The sequence below is a fragment of the Embleya sp. NBC_00896 genome (genome assembly GCF_045207785.1).
Classification (GTDB): domain Bacteria; phylum Actinomycetota; class Actinomycetes; order Streptomycetales; family Streptomycetaceae; genus Embleya.
Genome location: NZ_CP108776.1, coordinates 1,749,260 through 1,762,415 on the forward strand (window position 1 = coordinate 1,749,260; position 13,156 = coordinate 1,762,415).

Below are 13,156 nucleotides of genomic sequence, written 5' to 3' on the forward strand. Positions count from 1 at the left end.
TGTGAATGCGCCGGCTGCGCCGGGCGGACCGAGTCCGCACCGCAGGCCACGCGTGATCGCGCCCCCGCGCATTCGCCTCATTGTACGGATGTACCGAGCCCCGCTCGCCCCCCGCGCGCACCGGGGACCCGGCCGAAATGATCATGATCTCGCGGGCGAATCCCGATCCCGGGGCGGATCCGCTGGAGGTGGGGGTCATAACGTGTTAGAAAACCTACTGACCACTAGGTTTTTGACGGAGGATCCATGACCGAGACCACCGCACGCACGCGGTTCCGCACCGCGACCTGTCCCTACGAGGACGCCTCGCTGCCGATCGAGGAGCGGGTGGAGGACCTGCTCGGCCGGATGACGGTCGAGGAGAAGGCCGGTCTGATGTTCCAGACCATCGCGGTCATGGGCCCCGAGGGCGCGCTGCTCGACGACAAGGGCTTCCTGCCGTTCGACTTCACCGTCCGGCAGATGATCTCCGACAAGGGGATGAACCACTTCAACCTGCTCGGCGGCGGCAAGCCCGAGCACATCGCGCAGTGGCACAACCGGATCCAGGAGCTGGCCCTGGAGACCCGCCTGGGCATCCCGGTCACGCTGTCCACCGACCCGCGACACCACTTCACCGACAACCCCGGCACCGCCGCGTACGCGGAGGGCTTCTCGCAGTACCCCGAGACGCTCGGCCTGGCCGCGATCGGCGACGAGGAGCTCGTCCGCGAGTTCGCCGACGTGATGCGCCGCGAATATCTCGCGGTCGGCATCCGGCTCGCGCTGCACCCGCAGATCGACCTGGCCACCGAGCCGCGCTGGTCGCGGATCAACGGCACGTTCGGCGAGGACGCCGAGCTGACCGGCAAGATGGTCGCCGCCTACATCCGCGGCGCGCAGGGCGAGACGCTGAACACCGAGTCCGTCGCGTGTATGACCAAGCACTTCCCCGGCGGCGGCCCGCAGCTCGACGGCGAGGACCCGCACTTCCCCTACGGACGCGAGCAGGTCTACCCGGGCGACAACTTCGACTACCACCTCGAGCCGTTCAAGAAGGCGCTCGCGGCCGGGACGTCGCAGATGATGCCGTACTACGGGATGCCCATCGAGACCGAGCACGAGGCGGTCGCGTTCGGGTTCAACAAGGGCATCATCACCGGCCTGCTGCGCGAACAGCTCGGCTTCGACGGCATCGTGTGCACCGACTGGGGCCTGATCTCCGACGCGAACATCATGGGGCAGACCATGCCCGCGCGGGCCTGGGGCGTCGAGGAGCTGTCGATCCCGGACCGCGTCCTGCGCGTGATCGAGGCGGGCTGCGACCAGTTCGGCGGCGAGGACATCCCCGAGGAGGTCGTCGCGCTGGTTCGGGCCGGTCGGCTCGCCGAGGACCGGCTGAACCTCTCGGTGCGCCGCCTGCTGCGCGAGAAGTTCGTCCTCGGCCTGTTCGACAACCCGTTCGTGGACACGACCGCCACCGCCGCGCTGGTCGGCACCGACGCCGGCATCGCCGCGGGCCGCCTCGCGCAGAGCAAGTCGATCACGCTGTTGAAGAACGAGTCGGTGCTGCCGCTCGCCGAGGGCACGCGCGTGTACGTCCAGGGCGTCGACGCCGGGGTGGCCGCCGCGTACGGCACCGTCGTGGCCACGCCCGAGGAGGCGGATGTCGCGATCCTGCGGATCAAGACGCCGTTCGAGCCGCGCGAGGGGGGCTTCGAGCAGTTCTTCCACGCGGGTTCGCTGGAGTTCGACGAGGCGGAGCTCACCCCGATCCTGGACCTGTGCGCGACGGTGCCCACTGTCGTGGACATCTACCTGGAGCGCCCGGCGGTCGTCCCGGCGATCGCCGAGCGGTCGGCCGCGCTGGTCGCGAACTACGGCTGCGCCGACGGTCCCCTGCTCGACGTGCTGTTCGGTCGCGTACAGCCCGAGGGCAAGCTGCCGTTCCAGCTGCCCCGCTCGATGGACGACGTGCGTGCCCAGCGCTCGGACGTCGCGCAGGACGGCACGGACCCGGTCTTCGGGTTCGGGCACGGCCTGAAGTACTGACTCGAGTACCGACCCGAAGCACCGACCCGAGGCAGCGGCCCCGGCCGCCCCCGACGCACGAGACCCACCCGGCACCGCGCCGGGTGGGTCTCGTGCGTCGGGGGCGGGCAAGCCGTCAGTGCGCGTGCTCCCCGGCCGGCTCCTGCGCCGGCGCGGTCCCCTGCGGCCGCGCGGGCTCGGTCGCCGGCGCGGGCGAGCCGTCCGCCGCGATCCGGAACTGCGCGGTGTGCACGACGCCGTCCCGCTTGAACTCGAAGAACAGCCGGTACCCGCCGCCGCTGGGCGCCTCCGCTCGGAACGCGACCCGGTCGCCCGCGCCGTCCTCGGGATGCACGTGCAGGTACGCGAGGTCGGCCTCACGCAGCGCGACCAGGTGTCCGCGCGCGCCCAGGTAGGGCTCGACGCCGTCGACCGGCACGCCGGCGCGGCTGATCGCGAACGACAGCCGCGCGCTCGCGCCGGCCTTCGGGGCCCCGGTCAGCTCGACCGTGTAGCCGTCCACCTCGACCGTGCGGGCGACGGACACCGGCGGGGCGGGCGCCTGGGTGCCGCTCACGGGCAGGTCGGTGGTCAGCGTGAACCCGGCCGCGGCCCCGGTCGGCTTGAAGTCGGCGAAGACCTTGTAGGACCCGGCCTCGGCGGCGGTGAACGGCGTCGACCAGACCCCCTCGGCGTCCCGGACCGGGTGCAGGTGCTGATAGCCCGTCAGGTCCCGGCGGACCACGATCAGGTGCAGCTCCTTCTCGTGCTGCTCGGCGAACGCGCGCAGCGGCGCGCCGTCCGCGCCGACCACCCGGAAGCGCAGGTCCGTCGGCTGCCCGGCCCGAGCGGCCTCGGTGAGCAGTTGGAGGGTCCAGCCGCCCTGGGTGGCCTGGAGCCCGGGTGGGACCTCGGCGGCGGCCGGTGCCGGCGCGCCGGGCTTGGCGCCCGGCCCGTCCACACCGTGACTCGCGTGGTTGCCGCCGCCGGGCTTGTCGTCGTCGTCGAACGGGCCGACCGCGTATCCGATCCCGGTCGCGGCCCCGAAGGCGACGGCAAGCGATCCGACGTATACGGCGATGCGCGTGGGCGTGTTCATGACCTTGTCCCCTGTGTCAGTCGAGTACCCGAGTCGGTGCGTACGTGGGCGTCGGTTTCCGACGTCACCCAAGTTATACCCTAGGGGGGTATCACGGCAACCGAATGCAGCACTATTCGATTACCCCATGGGGGTAGTGTCGCCCCGATCTCGGGCCGGCCCGGGGCCGCGCGGGCCGGCCGGCCCCGGGGGCGCCGGTTCACCATTGGTGCCCGCACCTGCTTAGGGTGCTGCCATGGGTAGCGAGCGGCGGGAGGGCGTGGCCCTCTCCTTGCGCGCGACGGAGCGGGCACTGCGGGAGTACCGGCTTCGCGCCGCCGCCGTGACGGTCGTCGGTGTGGCGTGCACCGGGGCGTGGTTCGCGATCCTGCAGGCGAGCGGCTACACGAACGACGGCCCGTGGAGCGGCTGGCGGATGCTCCCGCTCGGGCTCGGCGTCGTGGCCCTGATGATCGGGATCGGCGCGCTGGTCCTGGCGCGGCGGATGCGCCGGACGCTGGCCCGCCATCCGTGGGTCCGCTGTAGCTGCCGGTTCCGCGACTCGGCCGACGGCGACGGCGCCTGGGGACCGCCGCTCGTGCTGAGCGAGCGCGGCGGGGACGGGACCCAGTACGCGCTGACCGTCACGTCCATGTCGCATCGCTGGTGGCACCTGAACGCGTGCAACGGCGGCGACGTGTGGTTCGCCGGCGATCCGGCCCGCGGCGGCGTGGTCTCCCCGCCCGGCGGCGAGCTGCTGCTGTGGACCCGGCCGAGCCGGCTCGGCCGCAACCGCCGGGCAACCCGCCGCGCCAATCCCGCCGGGGCCTAGGACGCGACCCGGGTCGCTACTTCACCATCCGCAGACTCACCGGGTAGCGCATCACGTCCCCGCCGATCGCCCGAGCCCCGCCGATCAGCGCGAAGACCGCGATCGTCGCGTACATCGCGCCGATCAGCAGCCCACCGACTTCGTCGCCCATCAGCGCCAGGATCGGTGCGATCACGAACGACAGCACGCACGTCAACTGATAGTTGAGCGCCGCCCGGGCGTTGTCCCGGACGAACTGCGACCGCCGCCCCACCGTCCGGCGGATCACGAACGGGCCGAGCACGGGCGCGCAGAACCCGCTCCAGTGCGCGGCGGCGCTCCATCCACGCTCGTGCGCCGGCGACTCCCCCGGCGAACGCCGTCCCACGACCGGGCGGTTGATCCACCACGGCGGCGGCATCGGCGGCCCGACCATGCCCCGCGGCATGGGCAGCGGCGGCGGACCGGGCATCGGCATCAGCAGGTCGTCGAGCAGCGCCTCCAGATCCGCCCGGGTGCGGCCCTTGAGCGCCGAGGCCACCCGTTCCTCGAACTCGTCGGCGTTCAACCGCCCTTCACCGTAGGCGTACTTCAGATGTTCGATCGTACGTTCGCGGTCCGCGTCACCGACTCGCATGTGCGGGGGCATGCCGTACCAATGGGGGGGATGAGGACCGGAATTCGGGTGCACGCGCGGCTCCTCTCGTTCTGCCACGGCTTCGTACAGCATGCGCCGCGAACGAAGCATGGTCCATCAGGGATAACCCCTGCCCCGACCCTGAGACAACAGCCGCAGGTATGACCCGGATCCGCGCGGCGGACGAGCCCGGGCTCAGAACAGCCGGCGCATCAGACGCAGCGACCGGGCCTCCAGGTGCACCACACCACCGGCCTTGGCCGCCGGGCGGTCGCGGTCCAGGACCACGGTGCTCGCGCTGTCGAGCTCCGTCTCCCACGCCGCGCCGTAGGCGGCGGGCGGCAGGGTGAAGCGCAGGTCGCCCTCGTGCGCGTTGATCAGCAGGAAGAACGAGTCGTCGTCGATGTGTTCGCCGCGCGGACCGGGCTCGGCGATCGCGTCGCCGTTGAGGAACACCGAGACCGCCTTGTTGAAGCCCGCGTGCCAGTCCGCCTCGGTCATCGGCCCGCCGTTGGGGGCGAACCACGCGATATCGGCCAACGGCGTACCGTGCACCGGTACTCCGCGCAGGAACCGGCGCCGCCGGAACACCGGGTGCTCGCGGCGCAGCCGGATCAGCCGCTGTACCCATTCGAGGAACACCCAGTGCTCGCGCCCGCGCTCCCAGTCGACCCAGGAGACCTCGTTGTCCTGGCAGTAGGCGTTGTTGTTGCCGCCCTGCGTGCGGCCGATCTCGTCGCCGTGCAGCAGCATCGGGATGCCCTGCGAGAGCAGCAGCGTCGCGGCCATGTTGCGCTTCGTCTTCTCGCGCAGCGCGAGGATCTCGATGTCGGTGCTCTCGCCCTCGACGCCGCAGTTCCACGACCGGTTGTGCTGCTCGCCGTCCAGGTCGTCCTCGCCGTTGGCGGCGTTGTGCTTGGTGTTGTAGGAGACCAGGTCGTGCAGCGTGAAGCCGTCGTGCGCGGTGACGAAGTTGACGGACGCGGTCGGCCGTCGGCCGTCGTGCCGGTACATGTCGCTCGACCCGGTCAGCCGGGCGGCGAAGTCCGGGAGCAGGCCCGGCTCGCCGCGCCACAGGTCGCGCACGGTGTCGCGGTACTTCCCGTTCCACTCGGTCCACAGCGGCGGGAAGTTGCCCACGTGGTAGCCCTCCTCGCCGATGTCCCAGGGTTCGGCGATCAGCTTGACCCGGCTGACGATCGGGTCCTGCTGGACCAGGTCGAAGAACGCGGAGAGCTTGTCCACCTCGTGGAACTGTCGGGCGAGCGCCGCCGCGAGGTCGAAGCGGAACCCGTCGACGTGCATGTCGACGACCCAGTAGCGCAGCGAGTCCATGATCATCTGGAGCACGTGCGGGTGCGACATGCTCAGCGAGTTGCCGGTCCCGGTGGTGTCCCGGTAGTAGCGCGGGTCCTCCTCGGACAGCCGGTAGTAGGCACTGTTGTCGATCCCCCGGAAGGACAGCGTGGGTCCGAGGTGGTTGCCCTCCGCGGTGTGGTTGTAGACCACGTCGAGGATGACCTCGATGCCGGCCCGGTGCAGGCACTTCACGAGATAGCGGAACTCCTGGACCTGCTGGCCCAGGGTGCCGGTCGAGGAGTAGGCGGCGTGCGGCGCGAAGAAGCCGATCGTGTTGTAGCCCCAGTGGTTGACCAACCCCCGATCCACCAGGTGCCCGTCGTTGACGAACTGGTGCACCGGCATGAGCTCGATCGCGGTGACCCCGAGCGCGCGGAAGTAGTCGATCATCTTCGGGTGCGCCATGCCCGCGTACGTGCCGCGGATCTCCTCCGGGATGCCGGGGTGACGCATCGTCAGGCCGCGTACGTGCGCCTCGTAGATCACCGTGTCGTGGTACTCGTGCCCGGGCCGGTGGTCGTCGCCCCAGTCGAAGTACGGGTTGACCACGACGGACGTCATCATGTGCGGCGCCGAGTCGGTGTCGTCGATCCGCTCGGGATCGCCGAAGCGATACCCGAACACCGACTGGCCCCAGCGGATGTCGCCGTCGAAGGCCTTGCCGTACGGGTCGAGCAGCAGCTTCGCCGGATTGCACCTGATCCCCCGCCGGGGCTCCCACGGCCCGTGCACGCGGTAGCCGTAGCGCTGTCCGGGCTGGAGGCCGGGGATGTAGCCGTGCCAAATGCCGCCGTCCACCTCGCGCAGCGACACGCGGTCCTCGTGCCCGTCGGCGTCGATCAGGCACAGGTCGACGCCGGTGGCGACGTCGCTGTACAGGGCGAAGTTGACCCCGGTGCCGTCGTACGAGGCACCGAGGGGGAACGGGTGTCCGGGCCACAGCGTCACGGGGCGACTCCCTTCCCGGCCGAGGCCGATCTGTCGGCAACACTGCCCAGGTATCGGCGTGGGAACCGTTCCGGGGCCCGCTCCGTCACAGGACCATGCGAATCCACGACCGTTCGAAGCGCAGGGCCGCGGCCCTGCCGATATTCGTGCTGACGGCGGGACTCGTCGTCACCGGCTGTACATCCTCGTCCGGCTCCAAGCCGGATCCCGATCGCCCGGCCCTGGTCTCCGACGAGATGATGCGACTCGCGGCCTACGACTCGTGCGGCGCCCTGGTCGACGACTTCCGCGCGGCGGCGCTGCGACAGATGAACGATGAGCGCAGGTCCGGCGACTCGAAGTCCAAGAGCATGCCGGACGGGGGTGCGGCGAACGCCGAGGAACAGCCCGCCGCCGCGCCCAGGCAGGACGCGCCCCAGGGGCTGACCGCGGACAAGGCCGCCCCCGGCGCTCCCTCCGCACCGGACCATTCGACGACGAACACCCAGGAGCAGGGCGTCGACGAGCCCGACCTGGTCAAGACCGACGGTCGCCGAGTGCTGACGATCGCGAACGGCCGACTGAACGTGGTCGACGTCGCGACCCACCGCGTCACCGGGACGTTGTCGGTGCCCGGTGCTCGCGCGAACGACCTGCTGCTCTTCGGCGACCGGGCCCTGTTGATCGCCCGCTCCGGCCCGCAGACCAAGGGCGGTTCGGGCAAGATGGCGCCGATCCCGGGCGATCCCGACGGCGGTTCCCCGGTGATGGCGGGGTCGCAGGCCCGCTTCGTGCTCGTCGACCTGACGGCCGCGCCCAAGGTGATCGGCGACCTGTCGGTGGACGGGGCGTACGCCGACGCGCGCCAGATCGGCTCCACCGCGCGGATCGTGGTGCGCTCGCAGCCCCGCCTGAAGAGTTCGGTGAACAAGTCGCCGGGCAAGGCCAAGGATCTGATCGAGCGCTCGACCGCCGCCGACTGGCTGCCCCAGTACACGCTCACCGCGAACGGCCGTACCGACTCCGGCGATCTGGTCGGCTGCGACCGGGTCAGCCGGCCGCAGGTCAAGGCCGGCGAGCCCGGGCACAGCGGCACCGCGACGCTGAGCGTGCTGTCCTTCGACCTGACCGGTGAACTGGGCAAGGGCGATCCGGTGACGGTGGCCGCCGACGTGGACCACGTGTACGCGTCCGACTCGAACCTCTACCTCGCCACCAATTACACCCAGCGGTCGGTGTCGAGCGACGCCAAGATGACGGGTGGCGGGCCGCCGACCACGACCACCGCGATCAACCAGCTCGACATCTCCGGCAAGGGCACCCCCAAGCTGGTCGGCACGGGCGTGGTTCCGGGTGTGATGATCAACGAGTACGCGATGTCGGAGCACGGGGGCAACCTGCGGGTCGCCACCACGCTCTCGCCCGGCGACGCGACCAACCCGACCGCGCTCCCACGCGATTCGGCGGGCGGCGCGACGACGAAGAGCGTCCCGGACGCCTTCCCGGGCAGCGCGCCGCCGATCGCGCCGCGCTCCAGCACCGAGTCGGTGGTCACCGTGCTGGCCCGCAGCGGCAACCGGCTGACCCCGATCGGCCGAGTGGGCGGGCTCGGCCGCACCGAGCGGATCTTCGGGGTGCGCTTCGCGGGTCCGATCGCCTACGTGGTGACGTTCCGGCAGACCGATCCGCTGTACACGATCGACCTGAGCGACCCGCGCAATCCCAAGGCGGTCGGCGAGCTCAAGATCAACGGCTACTCGGCCTACCTGCACCCGATCGCCGACGGTCGGCTGATCGGCGTCGGCCAGGACGCCACCGACGGCGGACAGCGGACCGGCACCCAGGTGTCCCTGTTCGACGTGAGCACGTTGGCGAACCCGACCCGGGTCGCGCAGTACGCGGTGACCGGGGCCAACTCGCAGGCGGAGCAGAACCCGCACGCGTTCCTGTACTGGGCCAAGGACGGCACCGTGGTGCTGCCGGTCCAGGGCGGTGGCCGCCCCCTGCCCTCGCAACCGGAGTTCGCGCCGGGCGAGAAGTCCCCGTACTCCAACTACGGCTACGCACTCGTGTTGCGGATCAACGGCAGCAAGATCGTCGACGTCGGTCGGGTCACCCACCCGGACGCGTCGATCCAGCGCTCGCTGGTGATCGGCTCGGACCTGTGGACGGTCTCGACGGCGGGCATCTCGGTGGACACCCTCGCCGACCTCCGGCAGGTGGCCTGGATCCCGACCGGCTGAACGTCCCGCGCGCGGGCCGACGGGGATGGTCTGTTATACACGGAACAACGATCTGACAGACCATCAGAAACGACTGGGAGAGCACATGGCGGCCACCGTCTTCACCGACCTCCAGCAGATCAAGGACTCGGTGGGCAAGCACCTCGGCCACAGCGAGTGGCTGGAGATCACCCAGGACCGGATCAACCTGTTCGCCGACGCCACCGGCGACCACCAGTGGATCCACGTGGACGCCGAGAAGGCGAAGGAGGGCCCGTTCGGCGCACCGATCGCACACGGCTACCTGACGCTGGCCCTGTCGAACCTGTTCCTGCCGCAGATCGTCGAGGTGCGGAACATCTCGATGGGCGTCAACTACGGCGTGGACAAGGTCCGCTTCCCGTCCCCGGTCACCGTCGGCTCCCGGGTGCGTGGCGGCGCGGAGATCGCGACGGTCGCCGACATCCCCGGCGGCATCCAGGTGACAATCCGCATCACCATCGAAATCGCCGACTCCCCCAAGCCGGCGTGCGTAATCGACTCGATCACCCGCTACCTGTCCTGAACCCCGGACGGCCTTGTCGTCCTCAAACGCCGGACGGGCTGAATCCAGCCCGTCCGGCGCTTGAGGACACCGACCCACACGTCCGCAGCACCCCCACGCGACGCACGCAACCCCAGCCCGTCCGGCGCTTGAGGACAGCGGCCCACACATCCGCAGCGATCCCACGCAACGGAAGCACATCTCAGCCCGGCCGGCGCTTGAGGCCAAAGCCCCCGGCCGCCCGGCTCTATGCGTCCGGCTCAACCACCACGCACCGAGTCCGGCTGTAAATCGTCGGCATGCACTTGTTGCAATGAATGCACAACGACCGCGTCCCCCGCTCGGCCGAGATCCGATTGACCAGGTCCGGCTCGCGCAGCACCGCACGGCCCATCGCCACGAACTCGAACCCCTCGCGCATCGCCAGATCCATGGTGTCGCGGTTGGTGATCCCGCCGAGCAGGATCAGCGGCAGCTTGAGCTCGGCCCGGAACTGCCGGGCCGACGCGAGCAGATAAGCCTCCTCGTACGGGTACGAGCGCAGGATCTGCTTGCCGATCAGCTTGACCCCGAGCCGCTGCGGCTGCGGGAAGGTCGCGGCGAACTCCGGCACCGGGGCGTCGCCCCGAAAGAGGTACATCGGGTTGAGCAGCGAACTGCCGGCGGTCAGCTCCAGCGCGTCGAGCGAACCGTCCTCCTCCAGCCACCGGGCCGTGCGGAGGCTCTCGTCCAGCCGGATCCCGCCCGGGACGCCGTCCTCCATGTTGAGCTTGGCGGTGATCGCGATCCGGTCCCCCACCGCGTCGCGCACCGCCCGGCAGACCTCACGCGCGACCTTGGCTCGGTTGGCGAGCGCACCGCCGTACGCGTCCTTGCGTCGGTTGAGCTTGGGGCTCAGGAACGCGCTCGCGAAGTAGTTGTGGCCGAGGTGGATCTCGACCGCGTCGAAGCCGGACTCGATCGCCAACAACGCGGCCTCGGCGTGCGCACGGGTGACCCGGGCGATGTCGGCCGCGGTCGCGGCACGGGTCACGCGCATGCCGAGCGGGTTGAACATCCGCCCTGCCGACAGCGCGGGCCGACCGTTGGACTTGGCGTTGGCGACCGGGCCCGCGTGCCCGAGCTGGGCCGACACGGCGGCGCCCTCGGCGTGCACCGCGTCGGTGAGCCGGCGCAGCCCCGGCACCGCCTCCGGGCGCATCCAGATCTGGTGCCGGTCGGTGCGGCCCTCCGGCGCCACCGCGCAGTAGGCCACCGTGGTCATCCCGATGCCCCCGGCGGCGGGCCGCCGGTGGTACTCGATCAGGTTGTCGGTGACCAGCGCGTCCGGGGTGGCCCCCTCGAACGTCGCGGCCTTGATGATCCGGTTGCGCAGCGTCAGCGGACCGAGCTTGGCGGGGGCGAAGACGTCGGGTATCACGAGTCACCTCGTTCTGTGCGAAGCGGATCGGCCGGTCGGGACGCGTCGAGGCCCGCGGTGACGAACGCGGCGACGGTCTCGGGGGCGGGCGGCGGAACAAAGGCGTCGGCCACGGGTTGGCCGTACAGCTGGAGCAGCAGGTCGAACGCGAGCCGCCAGCGGTCCGCGATCTCCCGTGGGCTCAGGTCGGGACGCGCCGCGGCCAGCAGGTCGCGCCACGGCTGGTGTCGGAACCACGGGTCGTCCCAGGGCAGTTCCTGCCCGGAAAGCACCGTACGAGCGAGCAATTGGAGCAGCATCGGGCCGTTGGGCTCGCGGGCGAGGCGGTCGAACGGTTCGACGATGATCGTGACGATCTCGCCGACGGCGGGCGGCCGGCCCCGTGCGCGGGCCCGATCGAGGTCCGCGAGCGGCCCGGCCCACAGCGGCCCCAGGCGCTGTTGCAGCAGGGCCACCACAAGGTCCCGCTTGGACCCGAAGTGGTAGTGCACCGCCGCCGGGTTCATCCCGGCGGCGGCGTTGACCGCCCGCACGGAGACCTTGTCGTAGCCCTGGGCGAGGAAGAGCCGTTCGGCCTCGTCGAGCAGCCGAGCTCGCGATTGCGCTGTCACGGCACGCACCAAACCACGAAGCGCCGGCATTTTCAATCACTGATTGAAAATGCCGGCGCCGGCCGCGGACGGGCCCGTGTGCTCAGCTCAGCGGTACGACCAGGACCGGGCAGTGCGCGTGTTCGAGCGCGGTCACCGCGATGTGGCCGACCCAGTGCCGCAGCGGTCCCCGCCGGTGCCGCACCCCGACCACCACGAGCGCGCCGGTCCGGGACGCCTCGATCAGCGTGCCGGCCGCGTCGCCGAGCACCGATTCCGCGTGCACCTCGACCTCGGGGAACACCGCGCGCGCCGGCTCGAGCGCTTCCTCCAGGCTCGCCTCGTGCACCTGGCGCACCGCGCGCATGTCGGCGTCGGTCGGCCCCGCGATACCGGCGTAGCCGGGCCAGCTCCACGCGTGCACCGCGTGCACCGGCAGCCCCCACTGCCGGGCCGCCTCGAACGCGGCCCGCACCGCCGGCCCGTCGTCCTCGCCCTGGATGCCGACCAGCACGTCCGCGCCGCTCACGGCCGGCTCGCCGGCCGCCGAGGGCACGCCCGATCCACCGCGCACCACCAGCAGCGGGCACGGCGTCCGCGCGGTCAGCGAGCGCGACACCGAGCCGAGCAGGAGGTCGGCGAACCCGCCCCCGCCGCGTGATCCCACCACCAGCAGGGTCGCGCCCTCGGCCGCCTCCAGGAGCGCGTCGGCGGGCAGCCCGAACCCGACCCGCCCCTCGACGGTCAGGCCCGGGTGGCGCGCGAGCGCCGCGGCCGAAGCCCGCGCGACCTCCTCCGAGGCCGCCGCCAGGACCTCCTCACCGGGGTCGACCGGTTCGAAGCCGGGCAACGCCATCGGCATCCGGATCGCGTGCACGATCCGCAGCCGCGCGCCGCTGCGGGCGGCCGTCGCGGCGGCCCTGGCCACCGACCGGTCCCCGTGGTCCGACCCGTCCGTGCCCACGACCACCAGGGGTGTGCCGACCGCGCCTGTGTTGTCCATGCCTGCTCTCCACTGCGATCCGCCGAAGTTCCGTTCGAGCCGCGCCGTGACCGGAACATCCACCGGTTCTCGACGCCCGACAGTGGCGATACCCCGTCACGTCCCGCGTGCGCCCGAATCGGGACCAAGTGAGAAGGCTCACCGATATCGAGTCGAGACGTCGACGACCGGCCCGGCGAACCTGCCGCCGGGCCGGTCGGGGTGACCGTCGCGATCAGAAATTCAGATTGCTCAGCAGATTCGCGACGCTCTTGCCGCTGCTGTGGATACTCGGCGCGATCGAGGTACTGGCGAGATAGAACCCGAGTAGCGCGCAGACGATGGCGTGCGGGATTCGCATGCCGCCCTTGCGGATGAAGATGAACACGATGACGCCAAGCAGGACGACGGTGGAGATGGACAGGGCCATGGGGGTGACTCCTCGGGAGGCGCGCTCTGGAGCGCAGGGGACGGAACGGTCGCGCCGGTTTCGGGACAGCGCGAGGACTGCCGGATCGGGGCGACGCGCCGGGGCGAAACGCGCCCCCAGGCCGTGGGATGCGAGCCCGAGGCCCC

At 71.1% G+C, this 13,156-nt stretch carries 11 protein-coding genes; 4 read left to right on the top strand and 7 right to left on the bottom strand.

The genetic code is table 11. The features are described 5' to 3' along the window. The first annotated feature begins 246 nt into the window (after window positions 1-246). The gene (locus OG928_RS07885) at window positions 247-2,031 is read left to right on the top strand and encodes a glycoside hydrolase family 3 protein (RefSeq protein ID WP_406280941.1); all 1,785 of its coding nucleotides are present in this window, start codon (window positions 247-249) and stop codon (window positions 2,029-2,031) included. A 115-nt stretch (window positions 2,032-2,146) separates the two neighbouring features. Here the strand turns inward: OG928_RS07885 and OG928_RS07890 are convergent, their stop codons facing one another. After that, window positions 2,147-3,109, bottom strand: a complete 963-nt coding sequence (locus OG928_RS07890; RefSeq protein ID WP_406280943.1) for a hypothetical protein — start codon at window positions 3,107-3,109, stop codon at window positions 2,147-2,149. Window positions 3,110-3,344: 235 nt separating this feature from the next. Between OG928_RS07890 and OG928_RS07895 the strand changes: the two genes are divergently transcribed. After that, window positions 3,345-3,920 (top strand): hypothetical protein, encoded by a 576-nt coding sequence (locus tag OG928_RS07895; protein WP_406280944.1) that lies wholly within the window; start codon window positions 3,345-3,347, stop codon window positions 3,918-3,920. 16 nt (window positions 3,921-3,936) lie between these two features. Here the strand turns inward: OG928_RS07895 and OG928_RS07900 are convergent, their stop codons facing one another. Both OG928_RS07900 and glgX read right to left on the bottom strand, forming a co-directional pair. Then, on the bottom strand, window positions 3,937-4,536 hold the full coding sequence (locus tag OG928_RS07900) for a DUF1707 and DUF4870 domain-containing protein (protein WP_406280946.1): 600 nt from the start codon (window positions 4,534-4,536) through the stop codon (window positions 3,937-3,939). 195 nt (window positions 4,537-4,731) lie between these two features. Next, the gene (gene glgX, locus OG928_RS07905; protein WP_406280948.1) at window positions 4,732-6,843 is read right to left on the bottom strand and encodes a glycogen debranching protein GlgX; all 2,112 of its coding nucleotides are present in this window, start codon (window positions 6,841-6,843) and stop codon (window positions 4,732-4,734) included. 95 nt (window positions 6,844-6,938) lie between these two features. Between glgX and OG928_RS07910 the strand changes: the two genes are divergently transcribed. Next, window positions 6,939-9,065 carry a beta-propeller domain-containing protein gene (locus tag OG928_RS07910; protein WP_406280950.1) on the top strand — a complete coding sequence of 709 codons (2,127 nt, stop codon included), beginning with the start codon at window positions 6,939-6,941 and terminating at the stop codon, window positions 9,063-9,065. 85 nt (window positions 9,066-9,150) lie between these two features. Continuing rightward, a complete protein-coding gene (locus OG928_RS07915; protein WP_406280952.1) occupies window positions 9,151-9,609 on the top strand; it encodes a MaoC family dehydratase in 459 nt (152 codons plus the stop codon). Between the two features lie 226 nt (window positions 9,610-9,835). On the opposite strand, the gene OG928_RS07920 is transcribed toward OG928_RS07915, so the two are convergent. The 4 genes from OG928_RS07920 to OG928_RS07935 all read right to left on the bottom strand — a co-directional run bounded on the left by OG928_RS07920 (window position 9,836) and on the right by OG928_RS07935 (window position 13,010). Continuing rightward, window positions 9,836-11,008, bottom strand: a complete 1,173-nt coding sequence (locus OG928_RS07920; RefSeq protein ID WP_406280954.1) for an NADH:flavin oxidoreductase — start codon at window positions 11,006-11,008, stop codon at window positions 9,836-9,838. Beyond that, the gene (locus OG928_RS07925) at window positions 11,005-11,619 is read right to left on the bottom strand and encodes a TetR/AcrR family transcriptional regulator (protein ID WP_406280956.1); all 615 of its coding nucleotides are present in this window, start codon (window positions 11,617-11,619) and stop codon (window positions 11,005-11,007) included. The genes OG928_RS07920 and OG928_RS07925 overlap by 4 nt, the downstream gene beginning before the upstream one ends. An 82-nt stretch (window positions 11,620-11,701) precedes the next feature. Then, entirely contained in the window at window positions 11,702-12,601 is a 900-nt protein-coding gene (locus OG928_RS07930) for a universal stress protein (protein WP_406280958.1), read from the bottom strand. Between the two features lie 214 nt (window positions 12,602-12,815). Beyond that, window positions 12,816-13,010 (bottom strand): DUF2304 domain-containing protein, encoded by a 195-nt coding sequence (locus tag OG928_RS07935; protein ID WP_126639508.1) that lies wholly within the window; start codon window positions 13,008-13,010, stop codon window positions 12,816-12,818. Between the last annotated feature and the right edge of the window lie 146 nt (window positions 13,011-13,156).